18 protein-coding genes are annotated in these 23,426 nt (G+C 47.4%); 15 read left to right on the top strand and 3 right to left on the bottom strand.

From position 1 onward, the window contains the following. Positions 1-30 precede the first annotated feature (30 nt). Positions 31-306 carry a septation regulator SpoVG gene (spoVG, locus tag FYJ59_RS08485; RefSeq protein ID WP_022153747.1) on the top strand — a complete coding sequence of 92 codons (276 nt, stop codon included), beginning with the start codon at positions 31-33 and terminating at the stop codon, positions 304-306. Between the two features lie 69 nt (positions 307-375). Here spoVG and FYJ59_RS08490 read toward each other — a convergent pair whose 3' ends face one another. Together FYJ59_RS08490 and FYJ59_RS08495 are read right to left on the bottom strand one after the other, a co-directional pair. Next, a complete protein-coding gene (locus FYJ59_RS08490) occupies positions 376-1,503 on the bottom strand; it encodes a hypothetical protein (RefSeq protein ID WP_154496464.1) in 1,128 nt (375 codons plus the stop codon). 116 nt (positions 1,504-1,619) lie between these two features. Beyond that, entirely contained in the window at positions 1,620-2,639 is a 1,020-nt protein-coding gene (locus tag FYJ59_RS08495) for a LacI family DNA-binding transcriptional regulator (protein WP_154496465.1), read from the bottom strand. A 301-nt stretch (positions 2,640-2,940) separates the two neighbouring features. On the opposite strand from FYJ59_RS08495, the gene xylB reads away from it, so the two are divergent. From xylB to FYJ59_RS08515, 4 genes are all read left to right on the top strand, one after another. Next, positions 2,941-4,410, top strand: a complete 1,470-nt coding sequence (gene xylB / locus FYJ59_RS08500; RefSeq protein ID WP_022153744.1) for a xylulokinase — start codon at positions 2,941-2,943, stop codon at positions 4,408-4,410. 88 nt (positions 4,411-4,498) lie between these two features. Next, positions 4,499-5,140 carry a DUF4867 family protein gene (locus FYJ59_RS08505; protein ID WP_154496466.1) on the top strand — a complete coding sequence of 214 codons (642 nt, stop codon included), beginning with the start codon at positions 4,499-4,501 and terminating at the stop codon, positions 5,138-5,140. A gap of 115 nt (positions 5,141-5,255) precedes the next feature. Beyond that, positions 5,256-6,740, top strand: coding sequence for an L-fucose/L-arabinose isomerase family protein (locus FYJ59_RS08510; RefSeq protein WP_118550016.1), 1,485 nt, complete (start codon positions 5,256-5,258; stop codon positions 6,738-6,740). Positions 6,741-6,999: 259 nt separating this feature from the next. Then, entirely contained in the window at positions 7,000-8,364 is a 1,365-nt protein-coding gene (locus FYJ59_RS08515) for an MATE family efflux transporter (protein ID WP_154496467.1), read from the top strand. Here the strand turns inward: FYJ59_RS08515 and FYJ59_RS08520 are convergent. Beyond that, a complete protein-coding gene (locus FYJ59_RS08520; RefSeq protein ID WP_154496468.1) occupies positions 8,285-10,273 on the bottom strand; it encodes a glycoside hydrolase family 2 protein in 1,989 nt (662 codons plus the stop codon). The genes FYJ59_RS08515 and FYJ59_RS08520 overlap by 80 nt on opposite strands. Positions 10,274-10,416: 143 nt before the next feature. Between FYJ59_RS08520 and FYJ59_RS08525 the strand changes: the two genes are divergently transcribed. The 10 genes from FYJ59_RS08525 to FYJ59_RS08570 all read left to right on the top strand — a co-directional run bounded on the left by FYJ59_RS08525 (position 10,417) and on the right by FYJ59_RS08570 (position 23,423). After that, the gene (locus tag FYJ59_RS08525; RefSeq protein WP_154496469.1) at positions 10,417-12,246 is read left to right on the top strand and encodes an ABC-F family ATP-binding cassette domain-containing protein; all 1,830 of its coding nucleotides are present in this window, start codon (positions 10,417-10,419) and stop codon (positions 12,244-12,246) included. Between the two features lie 291 nt (positions 12,247-12,537). Beyond that, positions 12,538-13,941: a putative bifunctional diguanylate cyclase/phosphodiesterase gene (locus tag FYJ59_RS08530; RefSeq protein ID WP_154496470.1), complete on the top strand. Its 1,404-nt coding sequence runs from the start codon at positions 12,538-12,540 to the stop codon at positions 13,939-13,941. A 275-nt stretch (positions 13,942-14,216) separates the two neighbouring features. Next, a complete protein-coding gene (locus FYJ59_RS08535; protein ID WP_022153736.1) occupies positions 14,217-15,332 on the top strand; it encodes an ATPase, T2SS/T4P/T4SS family in 1,116 nt (371 codons plus the stop codon). Between the two features lie 20 nt (positions 15,333-15,352). Next, complete coding sequence (locus tag FYJ59_RS08540; protein ID WP_022153735.1) at positions 15,353-16,291, top strand: type II secretion system F family protein; 939 nt, start codon at positions 15,353-15,355, stop codon at positions 16,289-16,291. Positions 16,292-16,335: 44 nt separating this feature from the next. Beyond that, complete coding sequence (locus tag FYJ59_RS08545; RefSeq protein ID WP_154496471.1) at positions 16,336-17,160, top strand: type II secretion system F family protein; 825 nt, start codon at positions 16,336-16,338, stop codon at positions 17,158-17,160. Between the two features lie 69 nt (positions 17,161-17,229). Further along, positions 17,230-17,451, top strand: coding sequence for a hypothetical protein (locus tag FYJ59_RS08550; protein ID WP_154496472.1), 222 nt, complete (start codon positions 17,230-17,232; stop codon positions 17,449-17,451). 13 nt (positions 17,452-17,464) lie between these two features. Continuing rightward, positions 17,465-17,830 carry a hypothetical protein gene (locus FYJ59_RS08555; protein WP_154496473.1) on the top strand — a complete coding sequence of 122 codons (366 nt, stop codon included), beginning with the start codon at positions 17,465-17,467 and terminating at the stop codon, positions 17,828-17,830. After that, the gene (locus FYJ59_RS08560) at positions 17,790-18,422 is read left to right on the top strand and encodes a hypothetical protein (protein WP_154496474.1); all 633 of its coding nucleotides are present in this window, start codon (positions 17,790-17,792) and stop codon (positions 18,420-18,422) included. The genes FYJ59_RS08555 and FYJ59_RS08560 overlap by 41 nt, the downstream gene beginning before the upstream one ends. Next, positions 18,385-19,068, top strand: coding sequence for an SAF domain-containing protein (locus FYJ59_RS08565; protein WP_205839503.1), 684 nt, complete (start codon positions 18,385-18,387; stop codon positions 19,066-19,068). Before FYJ59_RS08560 ends, FYJ59_RS08565 begins: the two co-directional genes overlap by 38 nt. Before the next feature lie 35 nt (positions 19,069-19,103). Next, the gene (locus FYJ59_RS08570; RefSeq protein ID WP_154496476.1) at positions 19,104-23,423 is read left to right on the top strand and encodes an InlB B-repeat-containing protein; all 4,320 of its coding nucleotides are present in this window, start codon (positions 19,104-19,106) and stop codon (positions 23,421-23,423) included. Positions 23,424-23,426: the final 3 nt, after the last annotated feature.

Genomic DNA, 23,426 nt, shown 5'->3' on the forward strand with positions numbered 1-23,426 from the left:
TCACTGCAACAATACCAGGGGGGTTAGCAAATGCAGATTACAGATGTACGTGTTCGTAAGATCACCAAGGAAGGCAAGATGAAAGCGGTTGTATCCATTACACTGGATGACGAATTCGTAGTGCATGATATTAAAGTGATTGAAGGCGAAAAAGGATTATTCATTGCAATGCCCAGCAAGAAGGCAACGGATGGAGAATATCGGGATATTGCACATCCCATCAATTCTTCCACCAGAGAGAATTTACAGAAAGTAATCCTGGAGAGTTACGAGAAAGCATTAGAAGAGCCGGAAGAGGCAATTTAAATCATCAAAAGACATATAAAAACTGCTGTCGTCAGAGAAATCTGCGGCAGCAGTTTTTTACGCGGAAAATTAAAAGCTTTGATAAGCACACAATCCATTTTCAAATTGAAGTCTGTCAATTAACTCCAAAGAACCGCCGACTCTTCGATACAATTCAATGGTTCCGACAGCAGTGCCGCCCTCCCATAGAGGAGCGGGAGAGACTTTTCCATCCGGATTTTCATAGAGCAGGGGCATCATCTGTTCCTTACTGCAGCTTCCTGAGATGCGTATGACGGAAGTACGGTTCTGCGCTTTGAAATGCCAGATAAAACGTTTGTTGGTTTCTTTTACCTTCCATTTGCAACGGGGCAACGTAAGCGGTTTGCCGAAATGATATTCGAAATCTTCTCCGGTATAAGTCAGCTGCATAAGGATTCTTCGCCGCATGGGGAAAAATAAAAACTTCGGACAACAGCCGTCGATGGCGAGAGCGGAATGCTTCAGCTCACGACCACTGCGTTCACTGATCAGATGACCGGAAGCAAACTGCAGCCATGGCTGATTGTAGCTGCGTCCCCAATGCTTGTCTGCATAGCCGTAGGAAGTCTCCGGTGTAATATCATAGGTGACACCGTTTAAATTAACAGTTCCGCGGAAAAAGGTCCGGATTCCCTCACCGTGCCAGAAGCTTTCCAACGCATGAATCACCGTAAAAAACGCATTTGCAATATATCCGGTATGGCAGGCTACCGCCTTGTGCATTTCCAGATCCCATACAAAACTGCCGGCATCGGTCATCAGAGAGCGATGCCGTGCGGTATCCTCGGAGATCTCGATGGCACCACTGATGCGATTTTCACTTAAGACACATTCCTCAATCTGCATATAAAAAGGATCCTGTGCTACCTGCAGAGAGGTCATGGGATAGTAGGACTGCAATTGCAACCCACCGTCACCGTTCTTAGGGAAAACGCCTGCTTTGATACAGACATAAGAAGGCTTCATGCCATGCCGTTTGTAATAGGGGTGTTGTCCGAGAATCGGCTGTGTGGTTCCGAGAGCCGGATTCAGAATACTATATTCCACAAAAAAAGTGCGGGTCTCCTGCGTCGTTGGACAAACGCCCTGGAAAGAATGCCACCAGCGCATGTAACCACGTTTTGCATCAGAACCGCGCAACATATATGCATTTCGTTTCAAATCAGATAAATTCATTGATGAAAGACTCCCCCGCTTTAGTACCCCTTAAAACAACATTTCGTAGATAACGTCTATATTATAATACTATATATTGTGAATGACAAGGGTGTCGGAAGAATCTTAAGAAAGTTTTAGAGATTTTCTTTGATCCGGATATCCACCGCGGTATAATTGTATTCCTTCTCCGGAGTCTCTCCGGTGGTCAGATAGGTGAACAGCAGGGAAAGCGGTTTGCTGCCCTGAATTTTTGGCTGCTGGCAGATAGTAGCGGCAATCGTACCATTTTCCAACATCTGTCTCGTGGTAGGGACCAGATCGAAAGCAATGATCCGGACGGAACCTTTTCGCTCCAAAGCTTCCACACTGCGGCAGCCGCCATAGACACCGCCGGCAGCAAAAAACAGCGCATTGATCTCGGGGTGTTCTGATAACAGTGCAGTGGTCTTCTCGTAGCTTTCCACTTCATCGTCGTGGATCTCCACCGTGTCTATCACGTGGATCCGGTCACGGTAAGGGACTAAGGTTTTCATAAATCCGGCAATGCGCTCCGTATGGCAGAGGATATTGGAAGAACCGGTGACGATTCCAATGTTTACCGTACCGGAAGTCATCAGTTGTAAAAGCCCGGCGGCAGTGGCACCACTGCGGGTATAATTGCTGCCCACATAAGCGAGGCGTCTGGAATCTTCAATGTCTGTATTCAGCGTGACTACAGGAATGCCTTGTTCATATAACGTATTGATACGGTTGCGGATCCGGGCGTCATTATAAGGAGTCATGGCGATGCCGTTTACCTCTTCCGCCAGTAGCTCGTCGATTGTCTGCAGCTGTGCCTCCACACCGAAGGAGATCTGTTTTGTAATTACAGTGCAGTTGTAATTTGCCAGCTCTTCCGCTTTTTCATCGATTCCTGCCAATACATCCTGGAAAAAGGGATTCCCGGTGGAAAACAGAATGACGCCTAACTTCAATCTCTTTTTCTGGGCAGCCAGGACCAGACCGGCACGATTGGGTTTATAGTCCAGTTCTTTTGCTATTTTTCTGATTTTCTCTGCAGTCTCCGGGTTTACTGCGCCGCGATCATTCAAGACACGGTCCACGGTGCCGCGGGATACTCCGGCAAGAGCTGCAATTTCTTTGATTGTAGCCATAAAAAGCCCCCTATATTTTGTTATAAAAGTATCACAATTTCCACATAAAGTCAATGAATGTTGCACACTTGTCCGAGCACGGTTTGGATAGACGGACATCGGGAGCATACAGCTTCACTTTTTTGAGAAAATCATAGGAAAAATAAAATTTCTACTTGAAAATATTTCTCACAGCAGTTATGATTAAAACATAGCGTGCACGAGCACATAAAGGCGGCGAAACGGAAGTAAACAGTAAACATAAATAAAATGAAACTTATGGGACAAAAAATGCCGTACAGATTAAAATGGGAGGAAGAGTATGCTATATATTGGGATTGATCTTGGTACGTCAGCGGTAAAGTTGCTGTTAATGGATAGTCAGGGGAATATTTGCAATATTGTATCCCGGGAATACCCCTTGTATTTCCCGCATCCCGGCTGGTCGGAACAGAATCCTCAGGACTGGTATGAACAGACCATGGAGGGCATCCGGGAGCTTTTAAAAGACGCAGACAAGAATCAGGTGGCAGGCATCAGCTTTGGAGGACAGATGCATGGACTTGTCATTCTGGACGAGAAGGATCAGGTGATCCGCCCGGCGATTCTATGGAATGACGGCAGAACCACCGAGGAATGTGACTACCTGAACAACGTGATCGGCAAGGATAAGCTGTCGGAGTATACCGCGAATATCTCCTTTACCGGTTTTACCGCACCGAAGATCCTCTGGGTGAAAAAGAATGAGCCGGAGAATTTTGCAAGGATTAAAAAGATCATGCTTCCGAAGGATTACATTGCGTATAGGCTGACCGGTGTACATTGTACGGATGTATCGGATGCTTCCGGTATGCTCTTGTTTGATGTGAAGAATCGCTGCTGGTCAAAGGAAATGTGTGAGATCTGCGGTGTGAGGGAAGAGCAGCTGGCAACCTGTTATGAAAGCTATGAAAAGGTGGGCTGCGTATTGCCTGAGGTGGCAGACGAACTTGGACTTCCACACAATGTAGTGGTAGCGGCGGGAGCCGGAGACAATGCGGCAGCGGCTGTGGGAACCGGAACCGTTGGGGATAATATGTGTAATATTTCTCTGGGAACCAGTGGAACGATTTTTATCTCTTCTGATCATTTCGGTGTGGATCAGAACAATGCTCTGCATTCTTTTGCACATGCAGACGGTCATTATCATCTTATGGGCTGCATGTTAAGTGCTGCATCCTGCAATAAGTGGTGGATGGATGAGATCATCGGAACGAAGGATTACGCCGCGGAACAGGCACAGATCAGTAAGCTTGGAGAGAATCATGTCTATTTCCTGCCGTACCTCATGGGTGAGCGTTCTCCACATAACGATCCCAATGCCAGAGGTACCTTTATCGGCATGACCATGGACACCTCAAGAGCCGATATGACCCAGGCGGTATTGGAAGGTGTAGCATTTGCCCTGAGAGATTCTCTGGAGGTGGCGAAATCTCTGGGGATCCATCTGGAACGGACCAAGATCTGCGGCGGCGGAGCGAAGAGCCCGCTGTGGAAGAAGATGATCGCCAACATCCTGAATCTGAAGGTGGATGTGATTGAGAGTGAAGAGGGTCCGGCCATGGGTGGTGCCATGCTGGCAGCGGTAGCCTGCGGCGAATATGCAAGTGTGGAAGAAATTGCGGAGAAGTTTGTGAAAGTCACAGGAACCGTAGAACCGGATCCGGAGCTGACAGCGAAGTATGAAGATCGTTATCAGAAATTCCGCCAGATCTATCCGGCATGCAAACCGCTATTTGAGATTATTAAATAATATCATAGAAAAATCAAACAACGACATAACAAAATGAACCTCGTTATTTTCAGATTGTGCTATAATAGAGAAAGGTTGGTAGAGTAGAATGAAAATTTTGTCGGTAAAGGATCCTGCGTTTCGAAAATACGGCAGAGTGATCACCAACGTGAATTTCACAGAACTGGTGGAGGAGATGAAGAAGACTCCGATTCCCGAGGAAGTGGTATATGAGCCCGGGGTCAACGCACTGGAAGCACTACCTGTGAAAAAAGAACTGGAGACGGTCACCTACGGAGAGATGCCCATACAGATCGGCTATTGTAATGGTCATAATTCCAAATTAAATGCTGTGGAATATCACAGAAGTTCTGAGATCAATGTGGCAGCTACGGATGCCATTCTGCTCCTCGGACAGTTGGCAGATGTGGCAGAGGATTTTACCTATGATACTTCTAAGATGGAAGCATTTTTAGTACCGGCGGGTACCGGTGTGGAAGTCTTCGCTACTTCTCTGCATTATGCTCCCTGCGGCGTAGACGGACAGGGATTTCAGGTGGCAATTGTATTGCCCCAGGGCACCAATTATCCGCTTCAGGGAACCCATCAGAAAGTGGATCATGGCCGCGCTCCCAGTGAGGATGCACTGCTTGCCGCTACGAATAAGTGGTTGATCGGTCATGCGGAGGGCGGACTTTCCGAGGGAAGCTTTATCGGACTGATTGGAGAGAATTTGGATGTCAGCAAATAGTGGGCATGATGTAGCAGGGTTTGAACGCTGGATTTCGCTCTGTGGATGGGCGGAATCTGCGGCAAAATAAATAATAATCTAGAGAAAAAGAAAACGAAAACAGGAGGATTACAAAATGAGTAATTTACCCGAAGTAAAAATTGGCGTTGTGGCTGTCAGCCGTGACTGTTTCCCCGAGAGCCTTTCCGTGAACAGAAGAAAAGCTCTGATGAAGGCTTACACCGAGAAGTACGGCACCGACAGTGTCTATGAGTGTCCCGTATGTATCGTGGAGAGCGAGATCCATATGGTGCAGGCATTGGAAGATATTAAGAAGGCAGGTTGTAATGCACTGTGCGTATATCTGGGCAACTTCGGCCCCGAGATCTCCGAGACCTTACTGGCAAAGCATTTTGACGGTCCTGCCATGTTCATCGCGGCAGCAGAAGAGACCCAGAACGATCTGGTAGGAGGCAGAGGCGATGCTTACTGCGGTATGCTGAATGCCAGTTACAACTTAAAGCTTCGTAATATCAAGGCTTATATCCCTGAGAATCCTGTGGGAACTGCAGCAGAGTGCGCAGATATGCTGCATGAGTTCATTCCCATTGCAAGAGCTATCGTGGGCTTAAGCGATCTGAAGATCATTTCCTTTGGACCCAGACCTCTGAATTTCTTAGCTTGTAACGCACCGATCAAGCAGCTGTACAATCTGGGTGTGGAGATCGAGGAGAACTCCGAGCTGGATCTGTTCGAAGCTTTCAAGAAGCATGACGGAGATGAGAGAATTCCGGCTAAGGTAAAAGAGATGGAAGCAGAGCTGGGCGCAGGCAATCATAAGCCCGAAGTACTGCCTAAGCTGGCTCAGTATGAGCTGACCCTGTTAGACTGGATCGAGGCGCACAAGGGGTATCGTAAGTATGTAGCGATTGCCGGCAAATGCTGGCCTGCATTCCAGACCCAGTTTGGTTTCGTACCCTGCTATGTGAACAGCCGTCTCACCGGTATGGGAATTCCCGTATCCTGTGAGGTAGATATCTACGGCTGCTTAAGTGAGTTCATCGGAACCTGTGTCAGCGCAGATACCGTAACTCTGTTAGATATTAACAATACCGTTCCCGATGATATGTACGAAGAGTCCATCAAGGGTAAATTTAACTATACTCACAATGATACCTTCATGGGCTTCCATTGCGGCAATACCAACTCCAAGAAGCTGACCTCCTGCAACATGAAGTACCAGATGATCATGGCAAGAACCCTTCCTGAAGAAGTTACCCAGGGTACTCTGGAAGGAGATATTCTTCCCGGAGACATCACCTTCTACCGCTTACAGTCTACTGCAGACAGCAAGCTGCGCGCTTACATTGCACAGGGTGAAGTCCTTCCCGTTGCGACCAGATCCTTCGGCGGTATCGGTATTTTCGCTATTCCCGAGATGGGACGTTTCTATCGTCACGTACTGATCGAGAAGAACTTCCCTCACCACGGTGCCGTAGCATTCGGACACTTCGGCAAGGCTCTGTACGAAGTATTCAAGTACATTGGCGTACCGGTAGAAGATCTGAATTTCAACCAGCCGAAGGGAATGCTGTATCCGACCGAGAATCCTTTCGCATAAGGGACAATTACATAAATAAATAGACACTGATATATGCAATAAACGCCTCTGCCGGGTTGTTCGGCAGAGGCGTTATATTATGCGGAACGCTTGGCAAAATAGAAAAAATAGTATAACGAAAAATGATAAAATCAGCAAAAAGATATTGCAATTTGGAAACGCTGCGTATATACTCTCAACGATAGAAATAAAGAGCTATGAAAGTTACCGGAAAACCTTGATAAATACCGTAGCTACCAAAACCAGAGAGGATATTACCATGACAAAAGACCTGACAAAAGGCAACCCCATGAAACTTATCATCAGTTTTGCTGTGCCGTTATTATTCGGATTTTTATTCCAGCAGTTTTATAATCTGGTAGATACCATGATCGTAGGACGTTTCTTAGGTGTGGATGATCTGGCGGCAGTAGGCTCTACCGGATCCATTAACTTCCTGGTTATCGGTTTCTGCATGGGTGTCTGCAACGGATTTGCCATCCCCGTATCTCATAAATTCGGTGCCGGAGATTATGTGGGCATGCGTAAGTATGTGGCGAACTGTGCCTGGCTGGGACTGGTATTTTCCGTGGTTATGACCGTGGTGACGGCAATTCTGTGCCGGAATATTCTGGTCTGGATGAAGACACCGGCGAATATTATTGATGGGGCTTATGATTATATTTTTATTATTTTCATCGGTATCCCTACAGTGTATCTGTATAATATCGTGGCAGGCGTGATCCGTGCTACCGGCGACAGCAAGACTCCCGTGGTATTCCTGGTGCTGTCTTCCATTATTAATATTGTGCTGGATCTGTATTTTATTATCTCCCTGCACATGGGCGTGGCGGGGGCAGCCTGGGCAACGGTGATCTCCCAGGGAGTCTCCGGTGTGGCGTGTCTGGTCTATATGGTGAAAAAGTTCGAGATCCTGCGGATCCGCAGGGAAGAATGGAAAGTGGACGGACATATGATGATGGTGCTGTGCGGCATGGGCGTTCCCATGGGATTACAATATTCCATTACCGCCATCGGCAGCGTAATCTTACAGACTGCAGCCAACACCTTAGGTTCTGCGGCAGTTGCGGCTATGACTGCAGGTGGCAGGATAGGCAGCTTCTTAGCCTGTCCTTTTGATGCCATGGGTTCTACCATGGCAACCTACGGTGGACAGAATGTGGGCGCCGGTAAACTGTATCGTCTCGGCAAGGGACTGAAAGCCTGTGTAACACTGGGTGTGGGATATTCCGTCATTGCTTTTCTGATCGCCGTATTTTTCGGCGGTCCGCTGGCGCAGCTGTTCGTGGACGGCGGCGAGGCAGAGATCATTGCCAACGTGCGTGTTTTTCTGTTATGGAATACAGCATTCTATATTCCGCTTGCACTGGTGAATATTGTCCGCTTCCTGATCCAGGGTATGGGTTTCCCGAAATTCGCCATTTTAGCGGGTGTCTTCGAAATGATAGCAAGATCATTAGCAGGCTTTGGACTGGTGCCCATCATCGGCTTCACCGGGGTATGCCTGGGCAGCCCCATTGCATGGCTGATGGCAGATGCCTTCCTTATTCCGGCTTATTTCCATGTGAGTAAGGTGCTGCAAAAGAGGATGGTGCCGCAAACGGATGTCCCACAGGCAGTTTGACAACACGACGGTCGTAAGTCACCAGGCCGTTGACTTCTTCCTCCACATCGGAGAGCTGCGTGTATACCGCACCGCTCAAGCCCTTTGAGATCAGAGGAAATAACTGCCTGGAAAATAACTGTTTCAGGGCAGCAGCCATTTCTTCCGGGGTGTCGTACTTTTGATATCCATAGACGCGGTTCACACTGGAATGCCCAGCGATATGGCAGGCGTAGCCACCATATTCCGAGATAACGAAAGCCCTTTTTCCATCCAATCTTACCTGTAACGGACGGAAGTAGTTATGAATACTTCGGAAATCCCCGCCTTTCTGGTCAAACCAGCCGCTGGCATGGTCTACCGGACGGGTGGGGTCTTTTTTTGCCACCATTTTCGCGATACGGGCGGCATCGAACTGCCCCCAGCCCTCGTTGAAAGGCACCCACACGGCAATGGAAGGCACATTGTACAGATGATCTATGGTGTCTAAACATTCCTGCTCCCAGCTTTTCCGGCCTTCCTCGGAGCTACGGGAGAACAGTTCGTAATGATTGTCCTTCGTGTGGGCGGACATGTGGGGAAACAATGTTGGCATATAACACACCCAGGGCATATGATAGGTAGAGCCACCGCTGACCATATCCTGCCATACGATCATTCCCAGACGATCGCAGTGGTAATACCAGCGCAGAGACTCGATCTTGATATGTTTCCGGAGCATGTTGAAGCCCAGGCCTTTTGCAAGGTTAATATCATAGACAAAGGCCTCATCGCAGGGAGCGGTCATCAGTCCGTCGGACCAGTAGCCCTGATCCAGGATCCCATGGAGAAAATAGGGCTTGTGATTCAGGCAGAAGCGGGGGATACCCTTAGAATCTCGCTCTACGGAGTAGCAGCGCATGGCAAAATACCCTTCCACGGTATCACCATCGGCAGTCAGAGTAAAGGGATACAGCCAGGGGTGTTCCGGACTCCAGGGCTTGAAATTCACAGGCTCCGGTGCATCAGCGGGATCTGCTGCGGAATAGGTGACGCTGGCGGGAAAAGAAAGTACTACCGTGGTATGCGTGAGCCCAAAGGAATCCTGTTGCTCAGAAATTTTACGTACACGCATCCGCGTGAGTGAACCGGTATTTTCCTGCGCGAGGGTTCCGTCGCAGGAGGGGGTACTTACCCGGAATTCCAGATGGTTGAACGGCTTTGGAGAACACAGAACGAAGGTTACGGAAGCCTTGTTGTACTCCGGAGTGATCTTATAATTGATCACATAGTTTTCCGGAACCCATTCGTACCAGACGCTCTGCCAGATGCCGCTCTGGGCAGTGTAGAACATGCCGCCGCGGTTCAGGGTCTGCTTTCCCCTGGTGGCGTAACCGGTGTCGGTCAGATCCCGGACTTTTACGTAGAGGGATACAGGATCCTCATTTACATACTCCGTGATGTCTAAGGAAAAAGGAAGGTAGCCGCCACTGTGGATGCCAAGCTGCTTTGTGCCGAGGAAAACGGTTGCCTCCTGATCTACCGCGTCAAAATGCAGAATGCAGTGCATGTTTTCCTCTTTTTGGGAAAGCTCTTCCGTGGAAAAAGAAAGTTTCCGGTGGTACCACAGGTACTCCGTGGGCTCCAGCCGTCTGCGAACTCCGGAAAGCAGGGCTTCCGGAGAAAAAGGAACCCGGATGATACCCTGAGCGGTAAAATGTGCAGGATCCTCCGAGGAACTGCTCCCATCTGCGGGCACAAAGGCATATTCCCAAAGACCGTTCAGCATATGATAATCTGTACGTCTCATCTGCGGCCGGGGATATTCGGACAGGATATCATCATAAGAACCGGATCGCATCAGCAATTCCCCCCAGGGAGTATAGAGGGGATGCAGGGTATCCTCCGGGTGTGCCTGATTCAGATTCGCAGCAGCATCTTTTAAGTTCATGCGAAAACCTTCTTTCCTAAAATAGATTATTTATAGTATACTACATTTGGAAGCATAGCACATGAAAAATGATACGATTCTTTGAGAAAAAAGTTTAGATAAGCCATCCAGAGAATTAATTCTGAAAATATGAGGTAGTACAGATGAATATATTGACTGTTGACAATATTACCAAAAGTTATGGAGTACGCAAGATTTTTGACGGAGCCTCCTTTTTCCTACAGGAAGGGGAAAAGGCCGGAATCATTGGTATTAACGGAACCGGCAAATCTACACTATTAAAAATAATTGCCGGGCTGGAAGAGACCGATGACGGTACCGTGATCAAGGCAAATCACTGTCTGGTGCGTTATCTGCCGCAGAATCCGGAGTTCGCACCGGAAGAGACCGTACTGGAAGCGGTGTTGCGGGGCAACCGCGTGGAGGAAAACGCAGGAACCATCGAGGCGGATGCCAAAAGCATGCTGACAAAACTGGGTGTTACGGAATTTGACCAGCCCTGCGGGCAGTTGTCCGGCGGACAGCGCAAGCGTCTGGCACTGGTATCGGTACTGTTGTCCCCGGCGGAGATCCTGTTATTGGACGAGCCTACCAACCATCTGGACAATTCCATGTCCGACTGGCTGGAGGAGCAGCTGCGCCGCAGAAAAGGTGCCATGATCATGGTCACTCACGACCGGTATTTCCTGGACAGCGTCACTGACCGGATCCTGGAGCTGGACAAGGGGAAGATCTATTCTTATGATGCCAACTATTCCGGCTATCTGGAACTGAAAATGCAGCGGGAAGAGATGGCGCAGGCCAGTGAGAAAAAGCGTTTGAACATCTTACGGAATGAGCTTGCCTGGGTGCAGCGCGGTGCCAGAGCCCGCTCCACGAAGCAGAAGGCGAGATTACAGCGTTTTGAGGAACTGAAAAATGTGAAAGGTCCTGTGACGGACGGTAAGGTGGAACTGACCTCCGCAGCATCAAGACTGGGACGGACCACCGTGGAGATCGAGAATGTGTCCAAGAGTTATGGGGATAAAGTCCTGATCCGCGATTTTACTTATCTGTTCGGCAAGGATGACCGGGTGGGATTCATCGGACCCAACGGAAGCGGCAAGACTACGTTAATGAAAATGATCCTGGGTGAAGTGGCTCCGGACAGCGGACACATCGAGATCGGACAGACCGTGAAGCTGGGATATTATGCCCAGGAGATCGACGACACCATGATGCATCCGGAGCAGAGAGTCATTGATTACATCCGGGATGTGGCAGAATATATCATCACGGAGGATGGGCAGATCACGGCAGCGAGAATGCTGGAGAGGTTTCTTTTTTCCGGGGAGGACCAGTACGGACAGCTGGGAAAACTGTCCGGTGGAGAGCGGCGCAGACTGCAGTTATGCAAAGTCCTGATGGGGGCACCGAATGTTTTGATCCTGGATGAGCCGACTAACGATCTGGACATTGCCACCCTGCAGGTACTGGAGGATTATCTGGACACGTTCCCAGGCATTGTCATCGTCGTGTCCCATGACCGGTATTTTCTGGATCGTGTGGTCCGCAGGATCTTCGCCCTGGAGGATACCCGCATGGTGCAGTATGAGGGCGGTTACACAGATTATGCCAATAGGAAAGCTGCGGAGGGGAACACAGAGAGCACAGGAACGGCGGCAGCATCCCAGCCGAAGAACGCCGATGAGGAAACTACTTCTAAAAACTGGAAAAACGGACAGAAACGCAAATTAAAATTCACTTACCAGGAACAGAAAGACTATGAATCCATTGAAGGCGAAATGGCGGCATTAGAGGATAAAATTGCAACTTTGGAAGCAGATTTTTCAAAATATGCCAGTGATTTCGTGAGACTCAATGAATTGACACAGGAAAAAGAGGCTGCGGAACAGCAGCTGGAAGAAAAGATGGAACGCTGGATGTACTTGGAAGACCTGGCGGCGAGAATCGAACGGGGAGAAGAAAACTGACAATCCGAAGTCCGGAATGTCAGTCTTCTGCATCGTCGGTAGCTGCCGCAACTGCGGATACCACGGAGGATACTACGGCGATCACTACTGCCAAAAGGATGATCAAGAGTCCGCCGGCTAAAAGTAAAAACATAAAGTACGCTCCTCTCTGAAATAACTTTACAGACACCCATATTATATCATTTTTCCTAAAAAAAACAATAAAAATCGGCATATAGTAGAAAAAATCAACAAAATGAAGTATAATAAAAGCATTCATCGGGACTGATTTATGTTTTGAGGAGGGTGCCTATGACGTATCAGAAAGCAACAGAGGAAATCATTGAATCTTCTCCGCAGAAAACAGATGCCGGAAAAGAAGAATTATATCTGTATTCTCTTAGAAAAATGGCGGAAGAAAATGTAGAAAAAAACAGAACAGGGCTGACAAATCTGCATAATATCAATTCTTTTTTCTATCTGTGCGGTGAAATGATCAAGCAGCAGCCGGATAAAAAATACAGTGTCATAATTATGGATATTGTACAGTTTAAGGCTGTGAATGAGTTCTGCGGCAGAGACGAAGGAGACAGATTGCTAAGATTTATTGCGTCTTGCTTTGACTGGTATGAGAATAACAGGCCGGATAGCTATGCCTGCCATATCAGAGCAGATATCTTTTGCTTATGCACAAGCTATGAGGAAGTAGAGGAACTGGAAATTATTGTGCGGGAGATCAGAAAAAAGATAACTGACTTTCCGTTCGCTTACCGTGTACAACCATCCTTTGGAATCGGAATCTCACCGGAGAGAGCCCCTGCCATCAGCTATCTGAAGGATTGCGCCACGATGGCTATGAACAGTATCAAAGGCAAAGTATATCGGACATATGCAGTATTTGACGAAAAAATGCGTAGTCAGAAGATGCGAGAACGCCAGGTGGAAAATGATATCGTGTCCGCACTGGAGAACGGAGAACTACAGCTGTATGTGCAGCCCAAGGTCGATATGAGGGACGGAAGAGTGATCGGAGGCGAGGCGCTTGTGCGCTGGAAACATCCGGAAAAGGGACTGGTGCCACCGGGAGAGTTTATTCCCGTACTGGAGAAAAACGGATTTATCATCAATGTAGATGAATATATCTGGGAGAAGGTGTTTGCTTATCTGGGAAAATTGCACCGGGAAGACCGGATGCTTGTCCCCATTTCCATCAATGTATCCCGATTACATGCCTATGATGAAAAACTGGCAGAGACACTGATCCGTCTCAGGGAGGAATATGATGTTCCGCCGGAGTATGTTCCGTTGGAACTGACAGAGAGCGCCTTCCTGGAGGACGAGGCAGGTATGTATCGCCGCATGGAAAGCCTGCGGGAGCGGGGATTCCTGGTGTCCATGGATGACTTCGGAACCGGTTATTCGACTATGAATATGCTGAAGAACCAGACACTGGATGAAATCAAGATCGACAGAGAGTTTATCCGGGATCTGGAAAAGGATAAGAGCCGGATAATTATCCGCAATACCATTGTCATGCTGCAGCAGCTGGGAGTACATATCGTGATTGAGGGAGTGGAAACAGAGGAACAGAAGAGCTTTCTTTTGGGATGCGGTTGTACAGATGCACAAGGCTTTCTGTTTCACCATCCTATGCCGGTGGAGGCGTTTGATGCATTGCTGTTGCAACAGGAATGTGAGTATGATAGGACAAAATAGACAAAGACAAAATATACAAGGTGCGAGACCGCAGTCTGACAGGATTTTCAGTGAAAAATCCCCGGACTGCGGTTTTTGTTTGGGCACTATTCCGAAAATCAGGAAATAGTTTTGAAAGCGTTGACATATCATGGCAGAAGGAGTAATCTGCATATTACCCGACGGGACAGTCAGAGCGTCGGCATCTTTTATCCGGTCATGTTCGACCACACATCACATTACAGAAGAAGTAATAACAGGGAACGGCTACAACAAAATATGCGATTGGAGGAAAAATGGAAGAGGATTTACAGCGATTAGTAGAGGATTTCCTTACGCAAAAGCAGATTCTTTTGGTGCAGGTGAAAAAAGGAATTCTGAGTAAGGAACAATTTTTACGGGAAGTTTTGAAACACATAGAGCAGAATTATCATTTACCGGTGGAAAAACAGGCGGATCTTTTAAAAGAATTCGAGCAATATGTGTTCGGCTATTCCAGATTGTCACCGCTCATGGATGATGGGAGTATTTCGGATATCCGTGTAGTCAGCCATGACTGCATTCGGATCAAGAGAGAGGGGAAACGTATGGATGCAGGCATTGCCTTTGCTTCCGAGAAAGAATATCGGCAGTTTATTGATTATATAGCGACCAGAAATCAGGTGAATATTTCCAATCTGAATGCGATTCAGCGATTTACGGATACGGAAAGTCATCCGGATTTTATATTTCGTTTTACACTGTCCATGCCGATCGTGAATACATACAGCGAACCTTATCTCTGTATTCGTAAAGTTCCGAAGAATTTTCCGATGATGGCGCAACTGGTGGAGAAGAACATGATGGACAGGGCAACGGCGGAACTGCTGGTGCAAAGGTTCCGGCAGGGGTCCACACTGATCTGCGGAGGCAATTCCTCCGGGAAAACGACACTGCTGAATGCACTTAAAGAGACTTTGCCGGATGATATGGCGATACTGGTGGCCCAACAGGCGGATGAACTGACGACACTTTTCCATCCGGATATGATGTTTCTGCATTCCCTGCCGGGTGCTTCGGAGAGCTCAGTGAATTATGATCTGAAGCATATCAGCATTGCCGGTCTTACCATGGATGTGGATTTTTTCATTATCGGAGAAGTGAAGGGCGGAGAGGCACTGTATCTTCTGAATGCAGCTTATACGGGACAGATCTGTGCCGCTACAGTGCATGCTCCGTCCGCTGACAGAGCTCCGGAGAAAATAGTGGATTATGCAATGTATGACAGTAGATACTCACGCAATGAGTTGATGAAAATGATGGACTGCTTTCAGACACTGATCTTCATGGAACATTACAGGGTCAAGGAAATATTTGCCTGCCTGGGCTGGAACGCAGAGAAAGAGAATCTGGAATATGAGAGGTTGTTTTGATCATTACACAGGAGGAACTTATGATCATATACGTATGGATTGTCTGTTTATTATTTATGGGCTTTTTGCTTCTGTTTGGCCGGATGAGGTGGCTGGAGAAGCTATGGGAGCTGTTGCACCGGACCAGGGAAGGAATGGATCGTGCGTCACAACTGAGAGCAGTAGAGAACCGGCACCGTCTGATGGAATTTCAACAAAAAAATAATGTCTGGTACAGGATAGAAGAGGTTTTACGGTACAGTGGATTGCGCAGAAGAATGCCCCATTTTACAGCAGAAAAATGGGTTGCCGGAAATGTACTGCTGATTGCGGCTGTCTTCGGAGGGACACAGGTGCTTGGGTGCAAAATGATAACTTCACTTTTGTATCTGATGATCACAATGGCTGTCGAGATGATTCTCCTGAACACCTTTCGTTTCTTGGAATACCGGTCGGTAAATGACAATATTTTAAAGTGCCTGAATTTCCTGGGAAATTACAGCCTGACTGCCGGGGAGATCACCGGTGTCCTGGGGCAGGTGAGTAAATATATGGAAGAGCCACTGAAAGGAGTGATGGAGGAATGCGCCTATGAGGCGCAGATGACGGGAAATTCCTCCACGGCACTGCTGGCAATGGCGGAAAAGGTGGAACATCCGAAGTTCAAAGAACTTGCCAGAAATCTGGAGATCAGTATACGTTACATGGCAGATCTGACAACACTGGTAGACAGTAGCAGACGTTCTGTGCGGGAATATCTTAGGACAGAGGAGGAACGAAAAGGAATGCTGAGGGAAGCAGCGATCAATATGGGACTGCTGGCGGCAATGTCGGTATTCGCTCTGATGACAGTGGATCGTCTGATCGATGTATCTGTCTGGAAGATCGTAACAGATACGTTACCCGGACACCTGGCATTGGGAATCTATGGGATCATATTTGGATTGTTCCTGCGCAAGGTATATGGGTTTCGAAGATAAACACAAATGTTGTGTAGATACCAAAATGTGAGGAGAATGAGAGAATGTACTGGAAAACTATTTGGATACCGCAGATATTGGGAGCTGTCTTCGGCGGAGTGTTTGTTTTTCGTCTGGGAAGGAGTAAAACACCGGAAATCCTGCTGCACACCATGGAAGAATTTACGGGAATGATACGGGAAAGCAAAGGCTATATCGGCTGGGCGGAAAAGACAGAGAGAAAATTGATCCGTAACGGAGCAAAATATCATTTTGGAAAAACGATTACTCCCATGAAGTACTTAACAGGTAGAATCGTGCTGGCTTTTTTGGGGGCGATCAGTCTGTTGAAAATCGGATGCGGATACGCTGTTTTGGCAGCAACGGTGCTGTATTTTCTGCCGGAACTGCTGTTGATATATATGAATGAGAGGGATAATCGCAATATGTTGACGGAGATCAAGCTGATCTATCAGGCATTGGAGGTACAGATCCGTGCCGGTATTTATGTCGCGGATGCTCTGACGGAATGTTGTCAGAGTGTGAAAGGACGGCGCCTGCAACAGGCCCTGATAGAACTGGCGGGGGATCTTGTAATGCAGTCTGATCTTATGACGGCTTTGTCAGCTTTTCAGGGAAAGTTTGATAACCGGCAAATTGATGCATTGTGCATCACACTGATCCAGGCGGGGGAATCCGGACAAGCTGTGGAACTCCTGGGAGATATGGGAGAACAGCTGAAGGATATGGAGATAACAGTCCTAAATCATCAGAAAAATGCACTGGACCGCAGCATTACATTTTACCAGTTGGGGATGCTGGGCGCGACTTTGGGAGTGATTTTGTATGCCTGTGTGGGATATATGTTCCGTGCGGCAGTGAAATTCTAAACAGCCGGCCAATGAAAAAACAAAAATACAAAATATAAAAATATTAAAATACGAAAGGAACGAAATAAAATGAAAGAGAAAAAACACGGAAATTGGGAAAAGATTGTGGGCGGAATTAAAAAACATGCCTTAAGCAGAGAACCGGGAATCGATGGGATTCTGGTGACAGTCGGACTATGCATTATTGCATTGTTGCTGTGTGTGGTCATGAAAGACAGTCTGACGACGTTTATACAGACGATCGTGACGGCAATGCAGACAAAAGCGGCAGATATTCTCACCGGTGTATAAGGCAGGAGAGTGTATGACAGGACGAAAAAAAGAAGCCGGAAACGTAGGAGAAATACTGACAATGGGACTGTGCATCCTGGCACTCACCGCGGTAATGATAAGTTATATGGAAAATGTACAGTTGATTGCCAAAAAGGCGGAAGTGGGTCAGCTGGCACGATGTTATCTGCTCAAGATGGAAACGGTCGGCTATCTGGCGGCTCAGGATCAGACGCAGCTGACCGCAGAACTGGAGAAGCTGGGGATGACAGGGATTGATTATGAGGGAAGTACATTAAATCCGGCGGGATACGGAAATGACGTTGTATTGCAGATTCATGGCCGGCTGGGGGAAACTTATGAAATTTATGAAAAAAGAGTATCTACAGCGAAAAACTAGAGAACGGGGGCAGGCTTCCTGGGTGCTTGGACTGTTCCTGATACTGTTTTTGGCAATACTGTTATGTATGCAGCTGCAGGTTGCTTTGTACAGAGAATCTGCCATGTATATGGAAGATGCCCTGGCATTGTCGAATCTGGCCTCGGCTGTCATCGATATAGAAGAATACGGCATTACGCAAAAAGTACTCATAACAGATCCCGAACAGGCATATGAGAGGTACTGTCATGCACTGAGAGAAAATCTCGGACTGGATAATCATTTTATGGCACAGAACCGGAGAATGATCTCTGGACAGGTGGAAATACAGAATTACACAATCTATAATGTCACGTCCGATCTGGTAGAGATATGGCAGAGAGATCGGGATGGAACGGTATCTGTATGGAGCGGAAATGTTGGAAATGTTCATGCACCGAACGGTCAGCTGATTGAAGAAACCGGTGTGTACAGTGAGATCGCTTATCCTGTGGAAGGATTTCTGGGGACACACGTGATGGCTCATAAGGGAAAACTGGTAGATGTTATAAGAAATGACAACAGGGAGAAGGAAAATGAAATTACAGAAAATAAAGTTACGGGAAATGAGTAAAAGCACAAAAAATAAAATATGGAACGGAAGTATTCTGGCGGCATTCATAGCGGCGGCAGCAGTATTTATCATAATGCTTCAGGCAGAAAAAAAGGTTCTGACCGAGTATGAGAAAATCACAGTCTGTGTAACAATCGACGATCTCCCGAAGGGAGAAAGCATCACGGAAGACAACATCCTGAATTATGTACAGACGGTAGAGATCGACCGCAAGATCGTACCGGACACGGCAATAAAGAATATGGATGAAATCACAGGCAGAATAGCGGTACACCGGATTGAAAAAGGCAGTGTTGTGACCCGGGGAATGCTGGAAAGTGAAGAACAGATCACCGGAGAGATGGAAGAAGCTGTAATTGCCGGATTTCGTGCGGAAGATCTGTATCAGGCAGTGGGAGGAGTCCTGCGAGCGGGGGACAGGATTCATATTTATTGTATTGATAAAGAAGAAACAGCCAAAGAAAAGCCGGTCTGGAAGAATTTGTTCGTGCAGCAGGTTTTCGATCAAAACGGAAATGCGATAGACAGTGGAGATACAACGACTCCTGCGCAGAGGATCAATGTTTACATGGACAACGGTAAAGTAGATGATTTTTACAGAAATCTGGCAAAAGGATCGCTCAGAGTCGTTAAGGTCTGCGATTGACAGTGCCCCGGGATACACCAGGAAGGAGAAGCGGCATGACGGAGAAAATACGCTGTGCATTGTACAGCATCATGGGAATTGCACTGGGAATTGTGCTGTTGCTTCCGGGCGGGCATGTACAGGCCTCCGAAAAAAAGACGATTTACAACAGCAGTTATGTATCATTCAGCCCGGACGGGAAAGCATGGACAACCTGTGCTGGGGACCGGAACTATAAATGGTATGACGAAAACGAAACAACGACAGTGTATACCGGAATCAAATCTTCCCTGGAGGCATTACAGGAGGGAGAACATTATTACAGATCCAGCCGGAGAGGGGAAGTACCCATAGGGGCATGGCAGGTTGTTTTGCGCGGTGCACAATGTATTCATAATGCATATGGAGCACCCCTCGGATGGCATGGTATTTCGTTTGGCATGAAAAAATGTCATAGGTATTATTATTCCGGCTGGAAGCCGTTGTGTGCGGATTGCGGAGAACCGATAGAATGGTGGAATATTTATATGAGCAGGGAAGCGGCGGAGACGATACAGTATATGGATCTGGGTAGCGAAGAAAACCCTGTGACCTATTATTATTTGTGTCCGTTTTGTAGTAATCTGGAACAGGGAGTTACATTTTCACCACACCGATGTAAGACAATCTCAAACAATCAGTATAGGATTATCTATGATGCAAATGCTGAGTCCTGCCATGGCTTTATGGAAGAAAGCTATCATATGTATGATAATGCTGTACTTTATGAGGGAAAAGAAGTAACGCCGGTCACACATCTTGTGGTAAATAATTATTCCCGGATCGGATATGTGTTCACCGGATGGAATACCAGGCCGGACGGAAGCGGTATCTCTTATGGGGATCGTGCAGAAATATACAATCTGTCTACGGCTGATTACAAAGACAGGACCACATGGACGGAGGAAGACAACGGCACGGTGATTCTCTACGCACAATGGCGTCCCTGTAAAAGTACTTTGAAGATAGATGCAGCAGGAGGAAGCTATAACGGAGAAAGTGTTTTTTCAGTTACAGGGGAGTATCAAAAAAAATATGCATTGCAGGAAGCACATATAGAACCACCGGAAGGCTGTCTTATAAAGTTTGAGACCAACGGAGGTACGCCGGTGGCACCGGTCAGGGGGACTAATCATTTCGAAGAATGGATGAGGATCCTGCCATTCCAGGGACAGATAGACGGGGGGAGTTATATATTTCCCGCTGCAGACGGACATACGGATACGGTAAAAGCAGTATATCAGCCGGATCCGGTCACATTGCCGGCCACATCCAGAGAAGGCTGGTCGTTCGGCGGATGGTATTATGATACAAAGTTTACGCAGCCGGCGGGCGCTCCGGGGGACAGGATCATCCCCTCCGCCTCACTGACATTGTATGCTCATTGGGTGACATTGCAGCTACAATCGACGGACAATTACAGAGCCAACGAGGGAAAAGGGGCGGTAGATCTGACATGGTCGCAGGCAGATCAAAAAGACAAATCGTATCTTCTGTTTCAGAAACGGGAGAATGGTGCCTGGACCAGAGTGAATACGGCAGACGATATCAGTAATGCAGCGGAGGTGAACAAAAAGGAGGAATATACAGGAAAAGAAAAAACATTTCTTATTCCGTATACAGGTCTCTATACGATAACGGCGAAAGGGGCCCAGGGACAAAATTATGAGTCAAACAGTGGAGGATACGGAGGGAGTGTTACGGGTACATTCTGGCTGCAACAGGGAGAGAAGCTTACCTATTTTGTGGGCGGTCAGAATGGAGTGAACGGAGGTGGCAGCGCCACGGATTACGGAAACGGAGGCGGGAAGACAAGCGTTGTGTCGGACCGCAAAGGGATTCTGCTGATCGCCGGGGGAGGCGGCGGTGCATCTCCTGCGGGAAACGGCGGTGCCGGAGGAAGTATGGCGGGAGTGACAGAAAACAGTGACGGACAGGATGGAATGGCCGGTGGCGGTGCCGGATACCTGGGAGGAAGTGCCGGGGAGAAAATCGTCCATCATCATACGAACGGATGCTATCGGGATGCTTCTTATACGCCGGCTTTCGGAAATTGGCAGCATTTTGTGTATGCTAACGCTTCACACAGTAATACATATACCGCCACCAGTGTCGGAGGGCATACAAAGGATGATGACAACACTTACCATGTTATCAGAGCAGGCTGGGCCCGGCCTCATTGGGCCGCAGATGGATGGAATACCAGCGGATATCAGGGGATTGATACCAGAGGAAATACCAAATTAAATGTATCTGTATATGCTGACAGTTGGGGGAATGGGTGCAGATTTTCACTGAACAGATCAGAATATTGTATTTTGAATCAGGCGGGAAGAATCATTCTATCCGGAACCTTCCGGGATGCAGTGTATGCTTTGAGTGAGACACCAAACTCTTCGTGGCAGAATGAGGATGGCTCCTGGGGTGGAGCTCCGGGCACAAGTAAATTTTCAGGAACATTTCACTTTAACTTGCCGGAGGGAACTACAAAAGTATATTTGCACTTTAAGTTTTATCACGATTGCAGCAATGCCTGGTTTTCATCATCTCTTACCGGATTGAATTTCACCGGCGGAATGACATCGACCTGTGGATATACGGAAGGCCAGGTGCTGTCGTCTAAACCGGCCTATGGAGGAAGTAACTATGTGAATGAGGATTGTGTACAAATATTTGAAAGCATGAGTGGTAATAACAGAGGCGACGGAAGTGTGGAGATTCGATCCCAAATGGTAGGATATCAGGAAACATCACATTTAAACGGTATTGTGGCAACAGATTGTGCACTGCCGGATAAAATACCGGCAGAAGCGATTTATGAGGCAATAGATGAAAAAAGCGTACGTGTTACCTGGCAGGTGCCGAAGGACAATGGAACGGTATATTATCACAAGGCAGAATCATATCTGACCGGAAGTACAGTACGGCTTTGTGAATCGAATATTACACAAAACAGATTGACCAGTGGGATTGCAGGATATTATCTGGTTATAGATGACGCAAAAGATACGAATGTAACGAAAATTAACGGACATTTCAACACAGAACCGCATACAAATGTGACAGCTGACAAAATCACGAAGTATCTCCATGTGGCAGCAGTAGATGTTGCCGGAAATATAGGAGCTACAACACATTTCACCATCAAAGAAACAGAGGTGCCATGGAAGATTTATACCGGCCAGTTGATTCCGGAAGGAGAAGACGGAAATGTAGCTCCGTCATCGGAAGAAAGGTGCTGGTATGTACGCGCTGACGGAAGAACTCCGATCACATTAAAGCATCAGGCATATCTGAAAGGGGTGGCCTCTTTGCAATATCAGCTGAATGAGACAATTTATGAGACAAGGACACAAGAAGGGACAATAGCCCGGAATATTATCCGTACGCCTTCGTCAGATACAGCTGTGGAAACTGTCCGCACAGATGCTGAAGGTTTAATTTATGCTACGGAAGGAACCACAGTATTACAGCAATATCCGTATTCATTTACTGTTCGCTCAGATTCAGGTAAAAGTCTTACCGGTGTACAAAAATTTACGATCACAGGGGACCGGTCCGGACAGAGGATACAAGTAATTCCCATTGCAGAGGCCGATTCCGTTGCAGGTAAAATCTATTCGCTTCATGAACTGGATGAAAAAAATAAGATTACTCTGATCGCGGATGGAGAGCCGCCGGTGATATATGGAATGGAAATGCTGGAGAACAGGGAACTGATCGACAGGCGGGACGGAAAGGTGAATGTAACAATAACGGCTAGTGATGCTGTCAGTGGAGTGAAGGAGTTTTATGTGAATATACAAAATACAGACAATACTGTAAGTAAAACATATCATCCGGATGCAGATGGCAGTATACGGATGGAAATCACAGAAGATGATGCTCTGTTCAGCGGAGACTTTACTGTGTTTGCATATGCATGCGATCAGGTGGGAAATGAAACGGAAATATCCGAAGGAACGACGGAATTCGGATTGGAGGCTGACATTATCAGAATACGGGAACCACAGGATGCAGCCTTCCGTTGCGGTGAGAGCGGTATCTTGACTTTTACAGTCTGGGGATATGCGGATCGTGTGGAAGTGATCTTCCCCAAAGAAATGACAGATCTGTGCCCGGAGCTGAATCGTATTTTTGACTATAGGGACAAGCCGGGATATCGTATTACGGAACAGTTACAGTTTATGGTGCCTTTGTATACTCCTGAAAACGAGAATTTTGAAGTTACGGTGAAGGCATATAAAGGAGATAAAAAGCTTGAGGACCATCCAGGAATCAGCGTGATCGGAGTAAAAGGCAGTGTATTGGAGGACCTGCGGACCAGACTGAGGTGATGA

It is taken from the genome of Waltera intestinalis, from assembly GCF_009695995.1.
GTDB classification, from domain to species: Bacteria; Bacillota; Clostridia; order Lachnospirales; family Lachnospiraceae; genus Acetatifactor; species Acetatifactor intestinalis.

Excerpts from the sequence above, each read along its gene's own strand:
- FYJ59_RS08490 (WP_154496464.1), bottom strand. The coding sequence starts at position 1,503 with ATGAATTTATCTGATTTGAAACGAAATGCATATATGTTGCGCGGTTCT.
- FYJ59_RS08495 (WP_154496465.1), bottom strand. The coding sequence starts at position 2,639 with ATGGCTACAATCAAAGAAATTGCAGCTCTTGCCGGAGTATCCCGCGGC.
- FYJ59_RS08550 (WP_154496472.1), top strand. The coding sequence starts at position 17,230 with ATGAAAGAGAAAAAACACGGAAATTGGGAAAAGATTGTGGGCGGAATT.
- FYJ59_RS08565 (WP_205839503.1), top strand. The coding sequence starts at position 18,385 with ATGAAATTACAGAAAATAAAGTTACGGGAAATGAGTAAAAGCACAAAA.
- FYJ59_RS08530 (WP_154496470.1), top strand. The coding sequence starts at position 12,538 with ATGACGTATCAGAAAGCAACAGAGGAAATCATTGAATCTTCTCCGCAG.
- FYJ59_RS08535 (WP_022153736.1), top strand. The coding sequence starts at position 14,217 with ATGGAAGAGGATTTACAGCGATTAGTAGAGGATTTCCTTACGCAAAAG.
- FYJ59_RS08555 (WP_154496473.1), top strand. The coding sequence starts at position 17,465 with ATGACAGGACGAAAAAAAGAAGCCGGAAACGTAGGAGAAATACTGACA.
- FYJ59_RS08520 (WP_154496468.1), bottom strand. The coding sequence starts at position 10,273 with ATGAACTTAAAAGATGCTGCTGCGAATCTGAATCAGGCACACCCGGAG.
- FYJ59_RS08560 (WP_154496474.1), top strand. The coding sequence starts at position 17,790 with ATGAAATTTATGAAAAAAGAGTATCTACAGCGAAAAACTAGAGAACGG.
- FYJ59_RS08570 (WP_154496476.1), top strand. The coding sequence starts at position 19,104 with ATGACGGAGAAAATACGCTGTGCATTGTACAGCATCATGGGAATTGCA.
- FYJ59_RS08515 (WP_154496467.1), top strand. The coding sequence starts at position 7,000 with ATGACAAAAGACCTGACAAAAGGCAACCCCATGAAACTTATCATCAGT.
- FYJ59_RS08525 (WP_154496469.1), top strand. The coding sequence starts at position 10,417 with ATGAATATATTGACTGTTGACAATATTACCAAAAGTTATGGAGTACGC.
- spoVG (WP_022153747.1), top strand. The coding sequence starts at position 31 with ATGCAGATTACAGATGTACGTGTTCGTAAGATCACCAAGGAAGGCAAG.
- xylB (WP_022153744.1), top strand. The coding sequence starts at position 2,941 with ATGCTATATATTGGGATTGATCTTGGTACGTCAGCGGTAAAGTTGCTG.
- FYJ59_RS08545 (WP_154496471.1), top strand. The coding sequence starts at position 16,336 with ATGTACTGGAAAACTATTTGGATACCGCAGATATTGGGAGCTGTCTTC.
- FYJ59_RS08510 (WP_118550016.1), top strand. The coding sequence starts at position 5,256 with ATGAGTAATTTACCCGAAGTAAAAATTGGCGTTGTGGCTGTCAGCCGT.
- FYJ59_RS08505 (WP_154496466.1), top strand. The coding sequence starts at position 4,499 with ATGAAAATTTTGTCGGTAAAGGATCCTGCGTTTCGAAAATACGGCAGA.
- FYJ59_RS08540 (WP_022153735.1), top strand. The coding sequence starts at position 15,353 with ATGATCATATACGTATGGATTGTCTGTTTATTATTTATGGGCTTTTTG.